At 30.6% G+C, this 23,421-nt stretch carries 20 protein-coding genes; 14 read left to right on the top strand and 6 right to left on the bottom strand.

Translation table 11 applies throughout. From position 1 onward, the window contains the following. Positions 1–61: 61 nt before the first annotated feature. Positions 62–1,315, bottom strand: coding sequence for an ABC transporter permease (locus H527_RS0103410; RefSeq protein WP_027411404.1), 1,254 nt, complete (start codon positions 1,313–1,315; stop codon positions 62–64). Between the two features lie 149 nt (positions 1,316–1,464). Between H527_RS0103410 and purH the strand changes: the two genes are divergently transcribed. The 6 genes from purH (at position 1,465) to rodA (ending at position 8,632) form a co-directional block, all read left to right on the top strand. Continuing rightward, complete coding sequence (gene purH / locus H527_RS0103405; RefSeq protein ID WP_027411403.1) at positions 1,465–2,997, top strand: bifunctional phosphoribosylaminoimidazolecarboxamide formyltransferase/IMP cyclohydrolase; 1,533 nt, start codon at positions 1,465–1,467, stop codon at positions 2,995–2,997. A gap of 43 nt (positions 2,998–3,040) precedes the next feature. Beyond that, positions 3,041–4,069 carry a rod shape-determining protein gene (locus tag H527_RS0103400; protein ID WP_027411402.1) on the top strand — a complete coding sequence of 343 codons (1,029 nt, stop codon included), beginning with the start codon at positions 3,041–3,043 and terminating at the stop codon, positions 4,067–4,069. Between the two features lie 119 nt (positions 4,070–4,188). Next, positions 4,189–5,001, top strand: a complete 813-nt coding sequence (mreC, locus tag H527_RS0103395; protein WP_027411401.1) for a rod shape-determining protein MreC — start codon at positions 4,189–4,191, stop codon at positions 4,999–5,001. A gap of 3 nt (positions 5,002–5,004) precedes the next feature. Further along, positions 5,005–5,511 (top strand): rod shape-determining protein MreD, encoded by a 507-nt coding sequence (gene mreD, locus H527_RS0103390; protein ID WP_027411400.1) that lies wholly within the window; start codon positions 5,005–5,007, stop codon positions 5,509–5,511. Continuing rightward, the gene (gene mrdA / locus H527_RS0103385; protein WP_027411399.1) at positions 5,508–7,379 is read left to right on the top strand and encodes a penicillin-binding protein 2; all 1,872 of its coding nucleotides are present in this window, start codon (positions 5,508–5,510) and stop codon (positions 7,377–7,379) included. The genes mreD and mrdA overlap by 4 nt, the downstream gene beginning before the upstream one ends. After that, positions 7,379–8,632: a rod shape-determining protein RodA gene (rodA, locus tag H527_RS0103380; RefSeq protein ID WP_027411398.1), complete on the top strand. Its 1,254-nt coding sequence runs from the start codon at positions 7,379–7,381 to the stop codon at positions 8,630–8,632. The genes mrdA and rodA overlap by 1 nt, the downstream gene beginning before the upstream one ends. An 8-nt stretch (positions 8,633–8,640) precedes the next feature. Here the strand turns inward: rodA and H527_RS0103375 are convergent, their stop codons facing one another. After that, positions 8,641–9,435, bottom strand: a complete 795-nt coding sequence (locus H527_RS0103375; RefSeq protein ID WP_027411397.1) for a DNA/RNA non-specific endonuclease — start codon at positions 9,433–9,435, stop codon at positions 8,641–8,643. Between the two features lie 519 nt (positions 9,436–9,954). Between H527_RS0103375 and H527_RS0103370 the strand changes: the two genes are divergently transcribed. The 3 genes from H527_RS0103370 to H527_RS23855 all read left to right on the top strand — a co-directional run bounded on the left by H527_RS0103370 (position 9,955) and on the right by H527_RS23855 (position 12,192). Beyond that, complete coding sequence (locus tag H527_RS0103370; RefSeq protein WP_027411396.1) at positions 9,955–10,146, top strand: hypothetical protein; 192 nt, start codon at positions 9,955–9,957, stop codon at positions 10,144–10,146. 238 nt (positions 10,147–10,384) lie between these two features. Next, the gene (locus tag H527_RS0103365; protein WP_027411395.1) at positions 10,385–11,980 is read left to right on the top strand and encodes a vitamin K epoxide reductase family protein; all 1,596 of its coding nucleotides are present in this window, start codon (positions 10,385–10,387) and stop codon (positions 11,978–11,980) included. A 38-nt stretch (positions 11,981–12,018) separates the two neighbouring features. Beyond that, on the top strand, positions 12,019–12,192 hold the full coding sequence (locus tag H527_RS23855) for a hypothetical protein (protein WP_155837797.1): 174 nt from the start codon (positions 12,019–12,021) through the stop codon (positions 12,190–12,192). A gap of 80 nt (positions 12,193–12,272) precedes the next feature. On the opposite strand, the gene H527_RS0103355 is transcribed toward H527_RS23855, so the two are convergent. Together H527_RS0103355 and H527_RS0103350 are read right to left on the bottom strand one after the other, a co-directional pair. Continuing rightward, positions 12,273–13,385 carry an ABC transporter permease gene (locus tag H527_RS0103355; RefSeq protein WP_027411394.1) on the bottom strand — a complete coding sequence of 371 codons (1,113 nt, stop codon included), beginning with the start codon at positions 13,383–13,385 and terminating at the stop codon, positions 12,273–12,275. 9 nt (positions 13,386–13,394) lie between these two features. After that, entirely contained in the window at positions 13,395–15,530 is a 2,136-nt protein-coding gene (locus tag H527_RS0103350; RefSeq protein ID WP_027411393.1) for a carboxy terminal-processing peptidase, read from the bottom strand. A gap of 260 nt (positions 15,531–15,790) precedes the next feature. On the opposite strand from H527_RS0103350, the gene surE reads away from it, so the two are divergent. The 5 genes from surE (at position 15,791) to H527_RS0103325 (ending at position 21,150) form a co-directional block, all read left to right on the top strand. Next, on the top strand, positions 15,791–16,573 hold the full coding sequence (gene surE / locus H527_RS0103345) for a 5'/3'-nucleotidase SurE (protein WP_027411392.1): 783 nt from the start codon (positions 15,791–15,793) through the stop codon (positions 16,571–16,573). Further along, positions 16,566–16,868, top strand: coding sequence for a hypothetical protein (locus H527_RS0103340; protein ID WP_027411391.1), 303 nt, complete (start codon positions 16,566–16,568; stop codon positions 16,866–16,868). Before surE ends, H527_RS0103340 begins: the two co-directional genes overlap by 8 nt. Before the next feature lie 68 nt (positions 16,869–16,936). Then, positions 16,937–18,052, top strand: coding sequence for a lipid-A-disaccharide synthase (lpxB, locus tag H527_RS0103335; protein ID WP_027411390.1), 1,116 nt, complete (start codon positions 16,937–16,939; stop codon positions 18,050–18,052). A gap of 334 nt (positions 18,053–18,386) precedes the next feature. Continuing rightward, a complete protein-coding gene (locus tag H527_RS0103330) occupies positions 18,387–18,905 on the top strand; it encodes a C40 family peptidase (RefSeq protein WP_027411389.1) in 519 nt (172 codons plus the stop codon). Between the two features lie 172 nt (positions 18,906–19,077). Beyond that, a complete protein-coding gene (locus H527_RS0103325; protein ID WP_051316616.1) occupies positions 19,078–21,150 on the top strand; it encodes a ComEC/Rec2 family competence protein in 2,073 nt (690 codons plus the stop codon). A 6-nt stretch (positions 21,151–21,156) separates the two neighbouring features. Here the strand turns inward: H527_RS0103325 and H527_RS21345 are convergent, their stop codons facing one another. Beyond that, complete coding sequence (locus tag H527_RS21345; RefSeq protein ID WP_081414541.1) at positions 21,157–22,434, bottom strand: serine hydrolase domain-containing protein; 1,278 nt, start codon at positions 22,432–22,434, stop codon at positions 21,157–21,159. Positions 22,435–23,097: 663 nt separating this feature from the next. Beyond that, on the bottom strand, positions 23,098–23,421 hold a 324-nt coding region (locus tag H527_RS0103315), incomplete at its 5' end, for a transposase (RefSeq protein WP_027411387.1).

The following is a 23,421-nucleotide window of genomic DNA, read 5'->3' as shown; positions in this document are numbered from 1 at the left end:
CTTATAATTTTAGTGTATATTTTTCGATTAAAAAAGTTATACCATTTTAAAAGCTAGTAGATTACATACCTGTCCTTATTGCTTCTACAGGATCTAATTTAGATGCCGATATTGCAGGTAAAATCCCTGCTATAAGACCTATTATAGTGGAAGAAAACATACCCCAAAACATATTAGAACCAGAGAGTATAAACTCAAAATCTCCTGTAAACTGAGAGGCAAATATCGAGATTAGCCAGACCAAAAAAAGGCCTATCAACCCTCCAAAAATCGAAAGTATAACTGCCTCAAACAAAAACTGAAACAATATAAATCTCTTTTTAGCTCCAAGAGCTTTTTGTATACCAATTAAGTTTGTGCGCTCCTTTACACTTACAAACATAATATTAGCGATACCAAAACCTCCTACTAATAATGAAAACATTCCGATTACACCACCTATTGTTGACATAGTACTCGTGATATTATCAATAAAATCAGTAAACCCTTGTAATTGATTTACAAAAAAATTATTTTCTTCATCTGGTTTTAATCCACGATACGTTCTCAGTTTTTGTTTCAAAACCGCAATAAACTCAGGCACATCGACGTTAGATTCTGGTTTTATAATTATTGCAGGAAAAGAAGATTTATTATTATCCCCATAAATTCTTCTAACTAAATTAACTGGTAAAATCACCATAGTATCCTTGCTATTACCAAAAATCCCTGCTCCTTCTTTTTCAAGAACCCCTATCACCATAAGCTTTCTTCCATATAAACGTATTTTTTTTCCGATAGGATCATCAGAACCAAATAGGCTATTTGCTATTTCATCTCCTATTACTATAACAGAAGCTCCTGCCACTGATTCTTGTTCATTATAAAATCTTCCTTTAACTACTTGTAATTCTTCGATATCATAATAATCATTAGTAACTGGTGCAATCTCTACATTACTAATACTTTTGTCTTGATATTTTATAGTTTCAGGAGCTACATTCAAAGTAAAACTAGCTGCTTTAAGCTCTGGCATCGATCTATTAATATATTGGTATTCTTCAAAGGTCACATCAGGAAACTGCTCTCTCTTCCATTGTGGAATATCTGTTGGCCCAAAAGAAAAACGCATTAAATAAATAGTCCTATTATCTAGTGAACTAATACTTCCTTTTATTTCTTCTTTTAAAGAATCCACTGCCGCCAGAACCCCAATTATTGAAAAAATACCAATGGTAACACCAAGTAACGAAAGAAGTGTTCTTAGTTTATTGTTTCTAAGTGCATTAATGGCAAAATTAAAGCTCTCTTTAAGTACTCTAAGATAGATCAGCATGCCTTATTTTTAAACTAGATTTTTAATTATTTAAAGATAGGACGTTTTCCTTGTATTTTTGTTACAATTTATTGAAAACAATTACACATAATTGATTGTCTAATTGGATACTAAATTGCTACTTTTGCATTTTATAACTAAATTTTCTCATGAGCAACACAAAAACCGCTAAATCTGCGCTGATTTCTGTATTCAGCAAAGACGGATTAGCACCTATCGTAAAAAAGTTAGACGAACTTAATATTACCATATATTCTACTGGCGGGACAGAAAAATTCATTAAAGATTTAGGAATTAATGTGGTACCTGTGGAAGATGTAACCTCTTACCCTTCAATTCTAGGCGGAAGAGTTAAGACCTTACACCCAAAAGTTTTTGGTGGAATTTTAAATCGTCAAAATAACGATAGTGATGTTGCAGAACTTGAGCAATATGAGATTCCACAAATTGATATTGTGATTGTTGACTTATACCCTTTTGAAAAAACAGTTGCATCTGGTGCTCCTGAACAAGATATTATAGAAAAAATTGATATTGGTGGTATTTCTTTAATTAGAGCAGCTGCCAAAAATTTTACGGATGTTACATGTGTATCCTCTGTAAATGATTACGAGGAGTTTTTAGAGATAATTTCTCAAGGAAACGGAAATATAACTTTAGAAGATCGTAAACGTTTTGCGGCTAAAGCTTTTAATGTTTCTTCTCATTATGATTCTGCTATTTTCAATTATTTTAATACCGATCAAAACATTACTTCTCTTAAAATAAGTGAAACCAAAGGCCAAGAATTAAGATATGGAGAAAATCCGCATCAAAAAGGATATTTTTTCGGTGATTTTGATGCAATGTTCACAAAATTACACGGTAAAGAACTGTCTTATAATAACTTACTAGACGTAGATGCTGCAGTAAATTTAATGAGTGAATTTAAAGGAGAAGCACCAACATTTGCAGTTTTAAAACATAATAATGCCTGTGGTTTAGCGCAACGAGAAACAGTTCTTCAATCTTATGTAGATGCATTAGCTGGAGATCCTGTCTCTGCATTTGGAGGGATTTTAATTAGTAATACCGAGATTGACAAAGCAACTGCTGAAGAAATTCATAAATTATTTTGCGAAGTCGTAATCGCTCCTTCTTATAATCCTGAAGCTCTGGAAATATTAAAAGGAAAGAAAAATAGAATTCTTTTGATTCAAAAAGAAATCGATTTACCTAAAAATCAGGTTCGTTCTTGTTTAAACGGAAGTTTGGTACAAGATAAAGATCTTAAAACTGATGCTAACGAGGATTTAAGTACTGTTACGAAAATAGCTCCTACCGCAGAGCAAGTAGAAGACCTGCTGTTTGCTTCAAAAATTTGTAAACACACCAAATCAAATACAATAGTTTTTACAAAAGGCAAACAACTACTAGCAAGCGGAACAGGACAAACCTCTAGAGTCGATGCTTTAAAACATTCTATAGAAAAAGCTAAATCATTTAATTTTGATCTTAATGGAGCAGTAATGGCTAGTGATGCCTTTTTCCCATTTCCAGATTGTGTAGAGATTGCAGACAATGCAGGCATTAAAGCAGTGATTCAACCAGGGGGTTCTATTAAGGATCAATTGAGTATAGATTATTGCGATCAACACGGAATTGCAATGGTAATTACCGGAACACGTCATTTTAAACATTAATTTTATTACATTTACTGAATTTTAACCCCTTTTTTTGACTTTTATGGGATTTTTTGACTTCTTTACCGAAGAGATCGCAATAGATTTAGGTACCGCTAATACATTAATAATTCATAATGATAAAGTAGTAGTGGATAGCCCCTCTATTGTAGCCAGAGATATTATATCCGGCAAAATTATTGCAGTTGGAAAAGAAGCTGCTATGATGCAAGGAAAAACTCATGAAAACATAAAAACCATCCGCCCGCTTAAAGATGGAGTTATAGCGGATTTTGATGCAAGTGAGAAAATGATAAGCATGTTTATCAAAGATATCCCTGCGCTAAAGAAAAAACTCTTTGCTCCTGCCCTACGTATGGTAATCTGTATTCCTTCTGGAATTACAGAAGTAGAAATGCGAGCGGTAAAAGAAAGTGCCGAACGTGTAAACGGGAAAGAAGTATATCTTATTCATGAACCTATGGCCGCTGCAATTGGTATTGGTGTAGATATCATGCAACCTAAAGGAAATATGATTGTAGATATAGGGGGTGGTACTACAGAAATTGCAGTTATTGCTCTTGGAGGGATCGTTTGTGATAAATCTGTGAAAATTGCAGGAGATGTTTTCACAAACGACATTATTTATTATATGCGTACTCAACATAACTTATATGTTGGAGAGCGTACCGCAGAAAAAATAAAAATCCAAATAGGGGCTGCAACCGAAGATTTAGAACTACCTCCAGAAGAAATGAATGTCCAAGGGCGTGATCTTCTTACAGGTAAACCTAAACAAGTTCAGATCTCTTACAGAGAAATGGCAAAAGCATTAGATAAATCTATATTACGTATTGAAGACGCTGTTATGGAGACTTTATCTCAAACTCCTCCAGAACTTGCTGCAGACATATATAACACAGGTATATATCTTGCTGGCGGAGGCTCTATGCTACGCGGATTAGATAAACGTTTATCACAAAAAACAGATCTACCGGTTTATATTGCCGAAGATCCTTTAAGAGCAGTAGTAAGAGGTACGGGGATTACACTTAAAAATCTAAACAGGTACAAAAGTATACTTATAAAATAGTGTTAAAAAAACAGCATTTTAATATACCTAAATTTCTCATTTTACGTTATCCTGCTTTAGGACTTACTTAGTATACTTAAAATATATGAAATTTAATAAAAATTATTATACTTTAAATCATGCAGCAGATTATTAATTTTTTAATTAAAAATAAACATTCTCTGCTATTTTTAATATTATTGTTCATCTCATTAGCCCTTACTATACAATCTCACTCCTATCATAGAGGTAAAATTGTTAGTTCTACAAATTTTTTTAGTGGAGGAATATATAATTGGCAACATTCTATAAGTGATTATTTTAGTTTAAAAGATGAAAACAAACGATTATTAAAAGAAAACGAACATCTTCGTAATCAACTAAGTGCTCTTGGAATGGAATCTGTTTCTACAAAATATGTGGATAGTATATCATTTAATAAACCTTACACATACACAAAAGCAAGAGTTATCAAAAACGACTATAGTAAAATCGATAATTACATCCTTATAGACAAAGGGCAAAGAGACAGCATCCTTCCAGACATGGGAGTTATAACAGATAAAGGCATCATAGGGATCGTAGAAAATTCTTCAAAAAACTATAGCAGAATAATTTCTATATTAAATAGTAATTCTCGTATTAATGCAGGATTAAAAAAATCTAATCAATATGGCTCTTTAGTTTGGAATGGCAAAGATCCTAATATAGTCCAACTAGAAACAATACCTCGACAAGCAATTATAAGAGAAGGCGATACTATTATAACTAATGGTCGTTCTACTATTTTTCCAAAAGGGATAGGAATAGGAACCATTGCCAGCTATTCTTTAAATCAAAATAAAAGTTATTACTTAATAGATGTTAAACTATTTAATGATATGTCTAATATTGGGTTTGTTTATGCAATAAAAAGCAAGGATGTTGATGAAATTAAAAGTTTAGAAAACTAATTCATGAATAGAGACACATTATTACATATTATTAGATTTATTGTTTTGATTTTACTTCAGGTAATCGTCTTAAATCACGTCAACTTTTTGGGGTACTTAAACCCATATATCTATATCATTTTTATTTTGCTTGCCCCTATTAATATAAACAGAAGTCTTTTTTTAGTAATAAGCTTTATACTAGGACTAACTATAGATATGTTTAGTGATTCTGGTGGAGTTCATGCAGCAGCATCTACTGTTATTGCTTTTTTTAGACCAATTGCACTACGATCTGTTTTTGGACTTAGTTACGAGTTTCAAACTGTAAAACTAAGTAATGTTAGATTCGGAGAACAGCTTTTGTATGTAATATTAATGGTTTTAACACACCATATTATGCTATTTTCATTAGAAATTTTTAACTTCTCCCATATACTATTAATTGCTAAAAAAACGTTATTTTCTAGTCTATTCACAATAGTAACAACTATGCTCGTTTTGGTATTGTTTAGAAGAAATAATTCATGAGAAAACTCCTATTCTATCTAATTATTATTACTGCTGGAATAGTATTTATTACTAGGTTATTTTACCTACAGATATACAATACTTCTTTTGCTTCATTGTCAGAGGACAATGCCATAAAAGTAATTTATGATTATCCGCAGAGAGGCGCTATTTATGATAGAAATGGAAAACTATTAGTTACTAACCAGCCATCATATGATGTCATGGTAATTCCTAGAGAATTAAAACCTTTTGACACTTTAGAGTTTTGTTCTATTCTTAATATCAGCAAGGATAAATTAAAAAAAAGCTTAAAAAAAGCAAGGATTTATTCCCCTAGAGTGCCCTCGATAGTGATACCACAATTAACTAAAAATGAATACGCTTATCTACAAGAAAAAATGCGAAAGTTTGAAGGATTCTATATTCAAAAACGTTCTTTAAGAGATTATCAAACCACAGGAGCTGCAAATGTACTAGGGTATATTGGAGAGGTAAACGATGCTTTAATACAAAAAGATCCTTATTATATTTCTGGAGACCTTATTGGTATTGATGGTGTAGAAAAAGAATACGAAAATCAACTTAGAGGAATAAAAGGAGTAAAACGCATTCAAAAAGATCGTTTTAATAGAGATATAGGCCCTTATAAAGAAGGGAAATTTGATACACTGCCTGTTAACGGTAAAGATCTCACTTTAACTCTAGATGCTAAATTGCAAGCATACGGACAAAAATTGATGCAAAATAAACGAGGAGGCATTGTAGCTTTAGAACCTTCTACAGGAGAGATATTAGCATTGGTTACCGCTCCCACTTATAAGCCAGAGTTATTGGTAGGCAGAAAAAGATCTCCTAATTTTACCAAACTATATTACGATACAATAGCTAAGCCACTGTATGATAGAGGGTTACAAGGGGAGTACCCGCCAGGATCTCCGTTTAAAACGGTTAATGCATTAATCGGTTTACAGGAAAACGTTATCGACACTAAAGAAGGTATTTCATGCAGAATGGGATACTATTATGGAAAGAATGGAAGAAAACTCGGTTGCCATTCCCACAGAAGTCCATTAAACATGATCCCTGGCATTGCCAATTCTTGCAATGCATATTTTGCGGCTGTATATAGACGAATCATAGAAAAGTATGAGACTCCTCAAAAAGGTATTGAAAAATGGAGGAAACATGTAGAAAGTTTTGGTTTAGGGAACTATCTTGGATATGATTTACCTACTGGAAAAAAAGGAAAAGTACCTAGTGCAGAAACATATAACAGAATGTACAAGTACCCAACCTACAAATGGTATGCTACAGCAACACTATCCAATGCCATTGGACAGGGAGAGGTTTTAGCAACTCCTATACAATTAGCAAACATGACTGCCGCTATAGCTAACAGAGGACACTATTACACTCCACATATTATTAAAGCTATTGATAGTCAACCAATAGAAAACGAAAACTATACTATCCCTAAAGTTACCACTATAAACAAAGAACACTTTGAACCTGTAGTAGAAGGAATGTACCAAGTATATACACAAGGTACAGCAAGCTCGTTGCAAGTTAAAGGGATTGAAATTTGTGGAAAAACAGGAACCGCAGAAAATTTCACTAAAATAAATGGGATTAGAACACAACTTACAGATCATTCTGTATTTGTGGCGTTTGCCCCTAAAGATAATCCTAAAATTGCTATTGCTGTATTTATTGAAAATGGGTATTGGGGCTCTCGATATGCTGGAAAAATTGCTTCCTTGATGATAGAACAACATTTAAGAGGTAGTATTTCCAGAACAGATCTAGAAGACTGGTTACTAACTCACAGCCTTGAAGAAGAATATGTCAAACCTTATAGTGGCGAACCTTTTAAAATTAACTACTAATGGCAAAATCCAGCGTTGCTGCTATAGATTGGATAACAATCTTATTATTTATATTGCTTGTTGGTTTTGGATGGGGAAATATTTATTCTGCATCCTACCAAAACGAGGTCTTTTCTTTAACAAATTTCTCACTGGTATATATAAAACAAGGATACTGGATTTTATTCAGTATTATTTTAATTATCATAACCCAGGCAATAGAAGTAAAATTTTATGAACGTTTTGCAGGATTAATTTATGTAATATCTTTATTATCTCTACTTGGGTTATTTGTATTTGGTAAAAATATAAACGGAGCTACTTCTTGGTATGCTTTTGGCCCTATAGGACTACAACCATCTGAGTTTGCAAAAGCTTGTACGGCTTTAGCTTTGGCAAAATACTTAAGCGATATGCAAACCAATATCAAGCTTCTTGGTCATCAGGTAAGAGCATTTTTAATTATTGTAATACCAGCTATAATTATAATACCGCAACCTGACCCTGGTAGTGCCTTGGTATATGCTGCTTTTTTCTTCCCGTTATACAGAGAGGGCTTAGCTGCTATATATCTTATTGTTGGAGCCTCTGCCGCGGTATTATTTATACTTACATTACTATTTGATCCATTATGGGTAGTGCTCGCAATAGCTGTATTTATGTTTCTTATTTTGATTAAAAACAGAAAACAAAAACCTAAATACTCTAGATATATATTAACTATTATTGTAGTAACTGCTTTTTGTTTCTCTGTAAATTATATTTTCAATAATGTCTTTGAGCAAAGACATCGGGATAGATTTAATATTGTTCTTGGAAAAGAAATAGACACAAAAGGAATAGGGTATAACACAAATCAAAGTGAAATTGCGATTGGTAGTGGTGGTTGGACTGGCAAAGGTTGGAAAGAAGGAACACAAACCAAAGGTGGTTTTGTACCAGAACAACATACAGATTATATATTTAGTACTGTTGGAGAAGAGTGGGGTTTTCTTGGAGCATCTCTAATTATAATTTTGTTTATGCTACTATTAATCCGGCTTATTCATCTTGCAGAAAGGCAGAAATCTCAGTTTAGCCGAGTATATGGCTATAGTGTTATTGGCATTTTATTTATTCATTTTGCAATTAACATAGGTATGGTAACTGGATTAATGCCTACTATAGGTATTCCCTTACCATTCTTTAGCTATGGGGGCTCTGGTCTTTGGGGTTTTACCGTTTTACTTTTTATATTTATTAAACTAGATGCAAATCGGGTTAATGAGTGGTAATTTGAATATTAGAATTTCCATTCTTTTATAGAAGGAGAGGACTCTAATTTATCTTCCATTTTATTGTCTAGTTTTTCAAAAAAATCAATGCCTGTTAATTTTTCGATATCATCTACTGGTACAACAAATTTTTCTAGTGGTTTATTAGAATTTTTATGTGGTAATAAAAACGCTATCATTTTTGGATTAGTAGAAGAATTACTAAACACTATTTTATAGAATTGTTTTGGTACTGTTACATGCTCATACCCTATTGTAGGAAGGTTATTAGATAACACTCCTCCAGTTATTACATATACTCCATCATATATATTTGCCCAATATCTAACTTTTTGTTCTAAAGCACTCCAAATCCCACTATTAAAATCGTGATTCTGAGGACTAATATTAGAGGTTAAAAATGTTTCCTCGAAAGCTTGCTGTGTAAACCTTCTATCCCCAGCTGGGCATAAATGCCCTTTATCATAACCGGATTTTTTATAATTTCGCCAATCCGCAGAAGAGGTTTTTACTTTTTTATCCTCTTCAAAATATGGTCTTTTAAATTCATTTTTAGATAAATGCTTTTTTTTCAATTCATAAGCTACCCACTCTGCCTGTTCATGCTTTTCTGAATATGATAATGAATAATTATTATGTACTATTATAGACCCTGTAGTTGATGTAGGCAAATAGAAAAAACCAAAACTATTTGGTTCTTTCTCATTAGAGTAGTTATTATTATCAAAATATTCTTCAAAATAATAAAACCCAGCCGTTATTATAATCATTAATAACGGATATATATATTTTCTTTTATTCATTTTACATTACACCTTAATTCAAAATAATTATCGCGAAAGTATTAAAATAATAAGACATCACAAATCATCCATATTAACTAACTCGTAACTAAAGATTTATGTTAAAAACAAGAATTAACAAGTACAAACCTTTAGTTTTTTTAATAATTACGGTTTAACCTTAGAAAATACGATGTTATGTCTCAACCTAAATATTCTTTAATGCTCTATATTTGTATAAATAAATATTGTTAATCAGTTGTGGCTTTTAAAAAAACTGATTAATAATCTATTAAGACTTCACACAAGTCATCTTAATATTTCTAAAATTAATCCATATACATGTCGTCAAAATTGTAATAAATATTGTCAAAATTGCAATGGGTTATTTTAGAATATTATGTTTCTACATAAATACTCTATCCATATCTAAAATTTAATTTACAAATAGATACGTTTATCTTTTCCAAAAAAATAGACATAAACCTTGGGTGTCTTTAAAAGTTCAAGGTACTTTAATATATAAAAAACCTATTAATTATGTTAAAAAATATTTTAAATCAAACTGGAGTTAAATCTTTAGACAGAAAAGAAAAAGCCTCTATTAATGGAGGGGTTGTACTTTGCGAAAAACTAGGTGTTTGTTTTGATCCTATTAGTGGTTTTATTGATTTTGTTTCTTGTTGTAGCCTATGCAATCATGGGACACTGCCTGAAGATTGCCTTCTATAAAAATCATATATAACAAATAATGTAGGTATGTTTTTATTTCTTTCATCAACAACATACCTTCAAAATGATTACAAATTAAAGTATTCTATTTATATGTTTAATTCCTAAAATTATATCGATTAAAATCTTTAAATTTAATAGTAGATAATTTTAGGAATTAATTTTATTACATCTCTTAATATAGATTATCTCAACAAAATAACAATGTAATATACGAATTACTCTAACCTAAGTAAAAATGGATAATACTATCGAGAAAATTGTAGAAAATGTTTTGATTCAAAACAGAATTAGAAATTATAACAAAAAAGACCTGGAACTACAGCTACAAATACATCCAAATTACCCTAGTTTTCAATCCATTACAGATACTCTAGACTATTTTAGCATTGATAATATTGCTGTAGAAGTACCCATTGATGCTTTAGACCAACTCCCTAACAGTTTTATTTCCTTAATAAAAACAGATGGTATAGAAGAAATAGTAACTGTAAACAAAAAAAACAACTTTATAAACCTTAAACATTCTAGCTTAAAGAAAAAGAAACTCTCTCTTAATGAATTTAAAGAAATATGGGTACCTAAAGTTATTGCGGTAGAATATAACACCAAGCATAGTGTTGTTTCGAATACATCTATTATCCAAAACATACTATTTACAGGACTCTTCATTAGTTTAATTTTCATACTTATTGAAAAATCTTGGGGCGTCAATCAGATTCTTTTTTTGCTCTTATCCTTAGCAGGGGTTGTTTTTAGTTTTTTTGCGGTTCGGGAAAGCTTAGGGATACAATCTCAAACTATACATCAATTTTGCACATCTATAGGAAACACAAATTGCGGCGATGTTATTAATAACAACAGCGGTATACTCTTTAAGAATTTTTCTTTAGCAGATGCAGGAATGGCCTTTTTTGGTTCTATTACATTATACCAAATATTTTATGGATATAGTAACGTCCTTTTAATATCTTCTTTAGCAGGGATTCCTTTTATATTATATTCTATATACTCTCAAGCATTTATAATTAAAAAATGGTGTGTGATCTGTTTGGGTATAGCTTCCATTTCATTAACACTAGCAGGCATTGCAATACTCAATTTCCCTTTTGACTTAGATTTCTCCAAAACTATTCCTTCATTTATAATGGTCTCCTCTTTATTTACACTAGCATATTTGTATTCTAAAGAAAAAATAAAAGACAATAACTTATTTAAGTCCGAAAATTTAAAATTAAATCAGTTTAAAAGAGATGAGGAAATATACACTTATCTAATGAATACTTCTGAAAAAATAAAAGAGACTATAACTATTCCTAATGAGATTATATTAGGCAATCCCAATGCTACTTTTAAAATCACCAGTATTACTAATCCTATGTGTGGTCATTGCAAGAAAGCGTTTAAAGCCTACACTCGGGTTATTAGATCTATGGGGGATCAATTAAAGATAGTTATTCGTTTAAGTGTAAATACCGATGATTTAGACAATAAATCAACACAGATAGCTTTAAAACTTTTAGAAATATATCATGAACAAGGCACTAACAAGTTCATAGATGCATATACAGATTGGTTCACCGATAAAGCGCATAGTAAATGGTTAAAAGAACATGGGCTTCCAAAAAACAACTTGAATGATCTGGATATTCTAAAAAACCAGTCTGAATGGGCTAAAGCAAACCAACTTTATTATACTCCAACTTCTATAATAGGTAACACTATATATCCGCAAAAATATGGGTACGATGAGTTTTTTCACTTTATAAGTGTAATGATAGAAAAAAAGAGTAACTATATTCTCGAAGAGAATGAACAACCAATAGAAATATAATTTTAAACAGAAAAATATTAACTCCAAAACTAAATACTATGAAACTAATTTCGAAATTAAAAAATGCTAAATCTCTTTCTAAAGAGCAACAAAAAGATCTAAACGGAGGTAAAACACCACTTGTTTTTATTAAAAGAGATGGTTGTGTACCTGCTATAAGTTGTTGTTACCATAACGGAACTACGTGGGTACAAGGTCCACCCTGTTTCTAAACCCTTTAATTAATAAAATCAAAAGCTGGCTCCTAAATCAAAAGAGTCAGTTTTTGATCTTATTAATTTACTTGATAAGATCACCCTTTCACATCCAATGCATCTCGGAGTGCATTACCTATTAGCATAAATGCCATTACCAGACTCATAATCCCTAATCCTGGAATCACTGCAAGATAGGCTTTGCCCAAAATAATATAAGAATAGTGATCTTTAATCATTGCCCCCCAACTTGCCATAGGCGGCTGTGCTCCTATCCCTAAAAAACTAAGACCGCTTTCAATAAGAATAGCCCCTGCAAAATTTGCTGCAGAAATCACAATTACCGGAGCTAAACTATTAGGTAAAATATGTTTTGTTATGATTCTAAAATTTGTAAATCCCATTGCTCGTGCAGCGGTAACATATTGCATCCGTTTAACACCTAATACCTGTCCTCTAACCACTCTTGCTACCTCTACCCACATGGTTAGTCCTACCGCTATAAAAACCTGCCAAAAACCTTTTCCTAAAGCTAAAGTTATTGCTATAACTAATAATAATGTAGGTATGGACCATGTAACATTAATCAGCCACATAATTATAGCATCTATTTTTCCTCCAAAATATCCTGCTATTGCTCCAAGAGATATTCCTAAAATTAAAGATATTAATACCGCTACAAAACCAATAGAAAAGGAAATACGGATACCAACTAACATTCTACTTAACAAGTCTCTACCATACTTGTCCGTACCTAATATAAATATTTGGTTTTTAATATATTTACTTATTATCTGATCCTCTGTTAAGCCTTTAGGGAAATGTTCTAATTTTATATTTTTGGATAATTCTATTATCTCTCCTTCACTGTATGGAGATACATTTAAAACACCGTCTTTTAGACTATATTTTTCTATTGGAATCTCAGTTTCTGTGTTTTTTTCTCCGAAGAATATTTTACTAAAAAAAGATTGACCTGAAATAACCTGTGATGGAATTGTTAGCATTTGCACTTTAAACCCTGGAGGTTTAGAATGAATAGACAAATGCATTTGATTTGCATTTTGAGAATTATCTGGAGCTAAAACGTATGCAAATATTGCTATAAACGCACAAGAGATAATAAAATAAAAACTGAAAACGCCCCAAAAATTCTTTTTGAATTTTTGGAGCGCTATTGTACTTAAAGAGTTTGAATTTGCTTCTGTCATTAATACATACTAATTCTTTACTGTAAGTGGATTCTTAGATTTTCTGATATTGTTTATCTTTAAATCCTCTAGCACGCTTATTGCTTCTTCTACATAAACATCTTTACTAAGACTTTCATGCCATCTTTTTCTTTTTTCTTCTAAAACTGAATCTTTTTTCATTAACTCTGCTTCATAAGGCAATGATTCGAAAGTCAAATTAGTCTTATATTTATTGATCTTATCAAAGCGTTTTGCTTGTTCTTCATTGAGCTCTATGTTTTCTTTATATTTACTAAACTGTAAAGAATAGCTATTAACATCTCTTTTTTCTCTAACCCACCTTGCATTTTCATCAATCAATTTTAATTGACTGTTTTTAGCCATTCTTTCCTTACTATTATTAATGGTTTGATTAAAATCAATATACCCATCCCAAATAGTATAATCTGCTGCAGGTATTTTATCCCATGGCAGTGGGTTTTCTTGATCTTTTTCTCCAATATTAATATAACTATAACGATCTGGGACTACAACATCACTTTTTACTCCTTCTAACTGAGTTGATCCACCATTAACTCTATAAAATTTTTGTGTAGTTAATTTTAGTGCTCCAAGGTCTCCAAAATCATTGCTTCGCATCCACCTATTAAGATCCATTACATTTTGAACTGTTCCTTTACCATACGTTTGTTTACTACCAATAATAATAGCTCTTTTATAATCTTGCATCGCTGCTGCCAAAATCTCTGAAGCTGAGGCGGATAATTCATTAACCAATATTACTAGTGGTCCATCCCATAATATATTTCTATCCTTATCACTTAAAACTTCGGGAGATTCTTCTTTAGTCCTAACTTGCACTATAGGTCCCTTTTCTATAAACAATCCTGCAATATCTACTACTGTTTGCAAAGACCCTCCTCCATTATCTCTTAGATCAATTACTAAACCATCCATATTCTGTTCTTTAAGACGAATAATTTCTTGTTTTACATCTTTTGCAGCATTACGTTGGTTATAATCTTGCATGTTAAAATAAAATTTTGGCAAGTTAACAATGCCAAACGTTTTGTCTTCTTTTTTGACGATAGAGGATTTCGCGTAAGTTTCTTCTAATTCGACAACATCTCTTATAATATTTATTACTTCTATAGTACCATCTACTTTTTTAACTGTTAAAGATACTTTAGTGCCTTTAGGCCCTTTAATCAAACTTACCGCATCGTCTAAACGCATCCCTACTACACTTACAGGTTCTGCTTCATCTTCTTGTTTAACTTTCATGATAAGATCACCAACTTCTATTTGATTTCCTCTCCATGCAGGTCCCCCAGAAATAACCTCAACTATCTTTACATTATCATTTTTCTTTTGCAACCTTGCTCCAATCCCCTCTAATTTTCCAGACATAGCAATATCAAATCGATCCTTATCTTGTGGCGCAAAATAATAAGTATGTGGATCAAACTCTTCTACTATAGAGTTAATATAAATAGAAAACCAATCTTTTCGCTCTAAATCATCAGCAAATTCAAAATACTCTTTTAAAGATGTTTTAGTTATATCCCTAGCTTCTTGTTCTAAAACAACAGAGGTTTTTCTTTTATAATTAGTGTTTTTAGACACAGAATCTATTTGCTCTTCTACTTTATCATAATAGCTGGATAATGCATTAAATTTAAGTTGCAATCTCCAACGATCTTTCATTTCCTTTTTATCAGTCACATAAGGTAACTTCTCATAGTCTGTATCTATAATTTCATTTTTTTCGAAGTTAAATGGTTTTTCTAAAATCTCCTTATGTAAAGTTCTAGCCTCTCCCATTCTTTGTTGAAGTCTTTCATAAGTTAAATTAAAAAAAGTTATTTCCTTATTTCTTATTTCGTCATCAATAAGTTTTTCGTAATTCTTAAACTCCTCTATATCACTTTTATAGAAATAACGTTTTAATGGATCCAAAGCATCAATATAGTCTATAAAGACTTCTCTAGAAAAATCATCATTAATATCTTTTGCATCATAGTGTCCTTTACCTAATACATAGCTTATTAAATCTATTAATAATTTATCTTTATCTGGATCATTTTCAACTTTAGTCGTAAAACTGCAAGAGGCTACTGAAACGATAACAGCAAGCATCAATGCCAAAAAACTCTTTTTCATATACTCATTTAATTTAGGGGATTTACAGCAAAATACATTAAAAATCATGCCAATAACAAGTAATATTACTAATTTTTTCTTAAATCAACTAATATTATTTCCCCATCTATTATTAAGATAAAAATTAAGGTGTTATATATTTGTTATTTTATAATGATCTTATAAAAATATAATTAGATTTATTTTAATAGATATTGACTTTTAGTTATAACTCTTATACTATAAAAAAATGTATTTTTACCAATATAAAACTCAGGAATATGACACAAAAAAAACCTCTTATTTTAGTTACTAATGATGATGGTATAACCGCTCCTGGAATTCGTGCTCTAATAGATGTTATGAATGAAATTGGTGAAGTTGTTGTTGTTGCTCCAGATAGCCCACAAAGCGGTATGGGTCATGCTATTACAATTAATAGCACATTATATTGTGATCCTGTTATAATTAATAAAAATGCACCACAAAAAGAATTCAGCTGTTCTGGAACTCCTGTAGACTGTGTTAAGATGGCATCTCGTGAAATTCTTAACAGAAAACCTGATTTATGTGTAAGTGGAATAAATCATGGATCTAATTCTGCTATTAATGTAATTTATTCTGGTACCATGAGTGCTGCAGTCGAAGCTGGTATTGAGGGCATTCCTGCTATAGGATTCTCTTTACTTGATTATGCAATGGACGCTAATTTTGAACCTTCAAAAAAACATATAAAAGCGATTGTAAAAAATGTATTGAAAAATGGATTACCAAAAGGTGTTGTACTAAATGTTAACATCCCTAAACTAGAAGAATCAGAAATAAAAGGAGTAAAAATATGTCGTCAAGCAAATGCACATTGGGTTGAAGAGTTTGATAAAAGAACAAATCCTATGGGACGTGATTATTACTGGCTTTCAGGGAAGTTCATTAATGAAGACAAAGGTGAAGACACAGATGAATGGGCTCTACATAATGGATATATTTCGATTGTACCTACCCAATTTGATCTTACTGCACATCATTTTATTCAAGAATTAAACAACTGGTCATTAAATGGTTAAAAAAGAAATTATTATAGGGTTTATAATTGGCTTATTAATTAATTGTTTAGGTTTTATATTATGCCTGTTTATTTTTTCTACATTAAGTGGGCAAGAATACACATTTACTGAAACAATGAAAGCTTCTATAAAAAATGGTTCTTTAGGAAGTTTAATCGCTCTTGGGGCAATACCAAATTTGATTACCTTCTTTTACTTTTTAAGAAAAAACAACATATATAGAGCTCGTGGTATACTTCTTGTCTGTCTTATTGCAGCTATTTGTATAGCAATTAGTAAATTTGAATCTTACTAAAATATTTTTTTAAGTACAATCTTAATCCTTTATTAGAAATCTAAACTCTTAAAAAAGAAAAATAATACATGAAGTACTATCTAATTGCAGGAGAAGCATCTGGTGATTTACACGGTGCTAATCTTATGAAATCTATTCTTAAAGAAGATCCTAAAGCAGAATTCAGGTTCTGGGGAGGTGATCTTATGCTTGCTGTAGGAGGGTCAATAGTAAAGCATTATAGAGATCTTGCATTTATGGGATTTATAGAAGTAATTTTAAACCTGTTTACTATTTTAAGAAATATAAAATTTTGCAAACAAGACATCACAAACTTTCAACCAGACGTACTTGTTTTTATAGATTATCCTGGATTTAATTTGCGTATTGCAGAATGGGCTAAGCAAAAAGGGTTTAAAACTCACTATTATATCTCTCCTCAAATATGGGCATGGAAAGAGGGTAGAATAAAAAGTATTAAACAATGTGTCGATATGATGTACGTTATACTTCCGTTTGAAAAATCTTTTTATGAAGACAAACATCATTTTCCTGTTGAATTTGTAGGTCACCCCCTAATTGATGCTATTGCTGATCATAAACAGATAATGCCTGAAAATTTTAAAACTAAACATAATTTAGATGACCGCCCTATAATAGCAATACTTCCTGGAAGCAGAAAGCAAGAGATTCGAAAAATGCTTGAAGTTATGCTAACTGTGGTAAATGAATTTTCTGATTATCAATTCGTAATTGCAGGAGCACCTAGTCAAGAAGCTTCTTTTTATGCTCCTTTTATTAAAAAAGAAGGGGTACATCTAATTATGAACCAAACATATGACCTATTAAGCCTTAGTAGCGCAGCTTTAGTCACGTCTGGAACAGCTACACTAGAAACAGCTTTATTTAAAGTCCCAGAAGTCGTTTGTTATAAAGGTAGTTATATCTCTTATCAAATTGCAAAACGAGTTATTAATTTGGATTATATTTCTTTGGTAAACTTGATAATGGATAAACCTGTAGTAACTGAGTTAATACAAGGTGAATTTAATTCTAAAAGACTTAAAGAGGAACTTACCACTATAATTGATGATTATAACAGAGCAGTAATGTTTTTAGACTATTATGATTTAGAAAAAAAATTAGGGGGTAGAGGAGCTAGTGATAAAACTGCTAAATTAATCGTAGAAGCTATAAAAAACTAGTCTAATATTTTTACAATATCCCTTTCTATTGTCATATATTTCTTTATCTATTTCAAAAGCTACAGGACAAATCTTTTTAAACTTTGATTTTATTCTAACATCAATCAATAACCTAGGAGCAAGCTCATAAGATGTGCTTCTGAAAAATATATTTTGTTTTAAAGGTAAGTAAGCCTCGAAGAATTAAATAAACTACTCTGAAACGGAACCATCGAGGTAATTTATTATAAAATTGATTTTTTAATAAATAAATACCTTAAATCTGTCTTAATGATTGGTTTTTTTTTGAAAATGTTGCATAAATACGCTTACTTTGTTATAAACTCCAAATTGAATGAAAAGGATTATAATATATTTTTTATTTATAATAGCATTAATTTCTTGTGGGAGTTCTTCAAAAAAGAAAGCTGTTATTTCTTCCTCAAAAAACAGAACTGCTTTAAAATCTAAACTAAAGAAAAATTCTGATTACAGAAAAGTTAACAGTATTATAAACTATGCTAAAACTTTTAACGGTACTCGTTATAAGTTTGGTGGCACTACAAAAAAAGGGATGGATTGCTCTGGTTTAGTATATACATCTTTCAAAAAAGAAAACATTATTTTACCTAGAACTTCTAGAACTATGGCTACGCAAGGGACTGCTATATCTCTAAAAAAAGTTACTGTCGGAGATTTACTCTTCTTTAAAACCAATAAAAGAAAAAATGTTATTTCGCATGTGGGATTAGTTGTTGAGACTAAAGGCAGTATTAAATTCATACATTCTTCTAGTTCTAAAGGCGTCATTATATCCAGTCTTAATGAAGCTTATTGGAATAAATGTTTTGCTTGGGCAAGAAGGGTATTATAACTCTAACACCCTTTAAAATTACTTTTAATAAAACACAATTAACTTTTCAATATCGTTTTTAGAATAATATTTATATTCTAAAAATTTATTAGCTCCGAAAAATGAAACTACAATTTCTTATCATTGTAGAAACAAAGATATTTTCATTTCATAATTCAGATTCTAAATAATTGTGCATAAAAAAGTTAATCCTAAACTCATTAACACTCCTTTTGTTATTATTACTATTGCCACTCTATTAGGGGTCCTTTTAGGGTACTATACTTTTATAGAAGTTAATATAGCAATTATAAGCTTTTTAATTTCTATTTGTGGATTAGCTATCTTTTGGCAACAATCAAAAAAAATGTTTAGTAAAACTACTCCTTTTGTTATTCTAACAATTCTGGTGTTTATCAATTTTGGGATTGTTTTAGTAAAAATTCATAACCTCCAAAATTACTCAAATCATTATAGTAATGAAATTAATTCAAAAGAGATTGGCAAAACTCCTATAGGTATCGAATTTTGTATTACAGAGAGGTTAAAATCTACAGCATACTATGATAAATACATTGTCTCTATTAGACTTATAAAAAACAAAGCTACCCATGGTAAAATATTACTCAGAATATCAAAAAAAAGTTCTATTAACATTTTGGATATAGGTAATATCTATCTTTCTTATGCAACTCTAAAACCTATTACTAAACCACTAAATCCTAATCAATTTGACTATGCAAGATATTTAAGAAATCAGTATATACTTCATCAAATCACAATTCAACCGAACCAATTAATTTACAATGAAAAAAAAGAATGGTCTGTATACTTTCTTGCTGATCAAATAAGGAAGAAAATTAATGAAAATCTATCTAAATACCATTTCAAGTCTAAAGAGTTTTCTGTTATTAATGCACTATATCTTGGGCAAAGACAAGATATGAGTCAGGAAATTTTTAAAGATTACAGAGATGCTGGAGCTATTCATATTTTAGCCGTTTCTGGATTACATATAGGCATACTTTTATTTATTATAAAATTAATGTTAATGCCTCTAAATCGAATAAAAAAATATGGAAGAAAAACTAAGCTAATACTCTCCATTACTTTATTATGGAGTTTTGCTATCATTGCAGGTTTATCCCCTTCTGTTCTTAGAGCGGTCACTATGTTTTCTTTTCTTGCGATTGGCATGGAAATAAGGTCTAAAACAAGTACTTATAATTCCTTATTTATTTCATTATTCTTATTGGTATGCTCTAACCCTTTATTAATATTCTCAGTAAGTTTTCAATTAAGTTATGTAGCTGTTTTTTCTATACTCTGGATACAGCCAATTATAGTAAACAAATACAAACCGAGATTTTATGTAACTAAAATATTATGGACAATATTTACAGTAACAATAGCCGCTCAACTTGGGTTACTACCATTATCCTTATTTTATTTTCATCAGTTCCCTCTATTATTTTTTGTTTCTAATCTTATTATTCTTCCTTTTTTAGGGATAATTCTTGGATTTGGTGTTTTTGTTATCTTGCTTGCTTTGTTAAATATCCTTCCTCAATTTATAGCAAATTTATTTGGAAACTGTATCGATAGTATGAATACTACAATTGGGTGGATTGCACAGCAAGAAATATTCATCATAAAAAACATCTCCTTTTCATGGAGCATGTTAATTGCATCTTATCTTGTAATTATTTCTTTTATTTTAGTCTGTAAGCAATATAAAAGAATGAAATTATATTTTATGGTATCTTCTATTATTTTAATAATTTCTATAATCACTTATGAAAAATACAGAGCATCTCGCATTGAAGAATTAATACTATTTCATAATCAACAAAATACCACATTAGGAATTGTAGAAAATCAAAAAATACAACTTTATAGCAAAGATTCTATTTCTATGCGCACTACTACTTTTTTATTAAAAAATTATCTCATTAAAAATCAAATAACTCTTATAGACTCTACCATCAAATTAAAAAATGTTTATCTATATAAAAAACAAACAATTTTGATCTTAGATAGCTCGGATATCTACAAAAAATTAAACCTACAACCTGACGTTCTTATTTTATCAAATTCACCTAAAATACATTTAAAAAGAGTAATCAACACCTTAAAACCTAAACAGATTGTTGCAGATGGGAGTAACTATAGATCTTATTTAGATCGATGGGAAAAAAGTTGTACTATATTAAAAGTTCCTTTTTATCGTACAGACAAAGAAGGAGCCTTTATAATTAAACAATAATATCTATTATAATAACACTAAAGATTCTTTAGCATATCTTTCTTCTTGAGTATTCATTATTTCTTGTATTATTTCATAAATTTTAGGTATACAGTCTTTAGCCATTTTATTTTGACTATTGAAAAGAACACAAATTCCTAAATCTTCCTCTGGATAGATAGCGATTTCGCTTCTATAATTATTAACACTACCGCCATGATGTACAATAGTGGTAGCTTTTCCTGTTTCTATATTATTAAAAGAATGTATCCGCCACCCTAGTCCATAAAAAGATTTAGAGTGTCCAAACCATTTTTGATAATATTTTCTTCTTCCTTCTTCTTTAATAATCGGAGAAAAAACAGTTCTCATAGTACTAGGCATCATAACCTCTGGGTTATTGCCTAATAAAAATTTCATCCATTTCCCCATATCGGTTGCACTTGCATTGATGCCTCCAGCTGCAACTGCGTTATTATAATATTTTTTATTAATACGTATAGATCTCCATCCGTTTCGAAGACGTTTATGTGGATATGCTACATTCTCTGCATTTGTTATAGCTTCGTAGCTAGCAGAAGCCGTCTCCATTTTTAATGGACTAAAAATTCTTTCCTGGATTATTTCTCTTAAGGGTTTCCCTGTAACTTGTTCTAGTATCTTTCCACTAAGTGCAAAAACAGCATTTTGATAACTATAAATATGACCAGGCTTTTGAATTAAGCGAACTTTTTTAAAACGGCTCGCAATGGCTGTAATTGGTAACCCAGCCTCTACAAGATTTGTAAAACTATGGTATGGCAACCCTGTTGTATGAGATAATATATGAGATATAGTTATATTATTGGTTTGTTCCTTACTGGAGAGTTGAAAATCTGGAATATAATCTACTACTTTATCTTCCCAACTTATTAAATCTTGTTCTACATGGATTCCGGTTAGTATTCCTGCAAAACCTTTAGACACAGATCCAACTCTAAATATAGTCTCTTCATTTACCGTATCTTTTAATGCTATATTTCTATTACCATAACCTCCTAAGTAAATAATTGAATCACATTTCACTATAGCTACAGAGGCTCCCACTATCTGTTTTTTAGATACTGCTTGATTAAAATATGCTTGTATAGAATCTATTAGTCTTTGCTTCTTGTAATCAGAAAAACGAACATCTGGAGATAACGGTTCAGACAATTGTGATTTCTCTGATATATGAGATAATTTAGGCTGTTCTGCAGAAACAAAAGAAAAAAGTAAAGCCACAAACAACATAGATAGGGAAACTATGATAAATATCTTTTTCATAAGTAGGTATATGATCCATAAAAAGAAATAACAGTTTTTACTAAAAGGTTTTCTTTTTAAGAATTCAATTTTGGGGTATTATTTTAGGTTACATAGCTAGTAACGTATATATTTTCAAATAATTGTCATTTCCTATTAACTTAAAGTCAAATTTTTTATTCTTTTCAAATAAAAAATCGATTCTTTTTTTGAAAGAAAAAACCTTCATTTTTACAACAAAAACAACTAATGTACGATAAAAAACAAAATAAACAAGATTAAACGCTTATTTAAAATAAGTGTAAAAAGAAAAAGGTGCGTATTCTTATAACTTAATACTCATTAAGACATAACTTTAAACTTAACAAAGGAGGCTTTATTAACATGAATTCGATGTAAGAAAAACTCACATTGAATTTAATTATTTTTGACATCATTTTTCTTTAACTCGCTTTATGTAGTAGAACTTCGTAATGAGGCTTGAAGATGCCATAAATACAGTCGTTTTCTTGATTTTAGCAGAGCGATGATTAAATTAAAAAACGAAGCAAAGCGTCTGTATTTGCAGCAGCTACAAGATGGAATAAATTTTCTACTGCATAAAATGGGTTTAATCATATCTAGAATAATCAAGAAGCAATCATAAAAACTACTAAATTATAAACCTGAGTTCGACGTAAGGATTTAACAGAAAAGAGTCAATTGTTCAGATTTTTGTGTTTCAAATTTGATACTTGGTTTCTTTTCTTGAAAGGAGTATGCTATTAGACTAGCCACTAAATTAGTGATGAAATTTCCAAAACTTCTGTGTCTGGAATGTTCAGCTTGAGCGATGTTTTTAAGTTGATCATTGATAGTTTCTATAACTGATCTTTTGCGAAGCAATATTTTATCTCTTAGTGTCATTAATACATTTTTCATATTGTTTCTAATACCTGTTACTAGGTGTAAGCCTTGATCAAAGAGTAAGTTGGCTAACTCTTTGGAAATATATCCTTTATCCCCATA

The sequence above is a fragment of the Aquimarina muelleri DSM 19832 genome (genome assembly GCF_000430665.1).
GTDB lineage: Bacteria > Bacteroidota > Bacteroidia > Flavobacteriales > Flavobacteriaceae > Aquimarina > Aquimarina muelleri.
Note: the sequence above shows the minus strand (reverse complement) of the source record. Positions and strands in the feature narration are given on the sequence as shown.

Coding starts and splice junctions, on each gene's coding strand:
- H527_RS0103410 (WP_027411404.1), bottom strand. CDS start 1,315: ATGCTGATCTATCTTAGAGTACTTAAAGAGAGCTTTAATTTTGCCATT.
- purH (WP_027411403.1), top strand. CDS start 1,465: ATGAGCAACACAAAAACCGCTAAATCTGCGCTGATTTCTGTATTCAGC.
- H527_RS0103400 (WP_027411402.1), top strand. CDS start 3,041: ATGGGATTTTTTGACTTCTTTACCGAAGAGATCGCAATAGATTTAGGT.
- mreC (WP_027411401.1), top strand. CDS start 4,189: ATGCAGCAGATTATTAATTTTTTAATTAAAAATAAACATTCTCTGCTA.
- mreD (WP_027411400.1), top strand. CDS start 5,005: ATGAATAGAGACACATTATTACATATTATTAGATTTATTGTTTTGATT.
- mrdA (WP_027411399.1), top strand. CDS start 5,508: ATGAGAAAACTCCTATTCTATCTAATTATTATTACTGCTGGAATAGTA.
- rodA (WP_027411398.1), top strand. CDS start 7,379: ATGGCAAAATCCAGCGTTGCTGCTATAGATTGGATAACAATCTTATTA.
- H527_RS0103375 (WP_027411397.1), bottom strand. CDS start 9,435: ATGAATAAAAGAAAATATATATATCCGTTATTAATGATTATAATAACG.
- H527_RS0103370 (WP_027411396.1), top strand. CDS start 9,955: ATGTTAAAAAATATTTTAAATCAAACTGGAGTTAAATCTTTAGACAGA.
- H527_RS0103365 (WP_027411395.1), top strand. CDS start 10,385: ATGGATAATACTATCGAGAAAATTGTAGAAAATGTTTTGATTCAAAAC.
- H527_RS23855 (WP_155837797.1), top strand. CDS start 12,019: ATGAAACTAATTTCGAAATTAAAAAATGCTAAATCTCTTTCTAAAGAG.
- H527_RS0103355 (WP_027411394.1), bottom strand. CDS start 13,385: ATGACAGAAGCAAATTCAAACTCTTTAAGTACAATAGCGCTCCAAAAA.
- H527_RS0103350 (WP_027411393.1), bottom strand. CDS start 15,530: ATGAAAAAGAGTTTTTTGGCATTGATGCTTGCTGTTATCGTTTCAGTA.
- surE (WP_027411392.1), top strand. CDS start 15,791: ATGACACAAAAAAAACCTCTTATTTTAGTTACTAATGATGATGGTATA.
- H527_RS0103340 (WP_027411391.1), top strand. CDS start 16,566: ATGGTTAAAAAAGAAATTATTATAGGGTTTATAATTGGCTTATTAATT.
- lpxB (WP_027411390.1), top strand. CDS start 16,937: ATGAAGTACTATCTAATTGCAGGAGAAGCATCTGGTGATTTACACGGT.
- H527_RS0103330 (WP_027411389.1), top strand. CDS start 18,387: ATGAAAAGGATTATAATATATTTTTTATTTATAATAGCATTAATTTCT.
- H527_RS21345 (WP_081414541.1), bottom strand. CDS start 22,434: ATGAAAAAGATATTTATCATAGTTTCCCTATCTATGTTGTTTGTGGCT.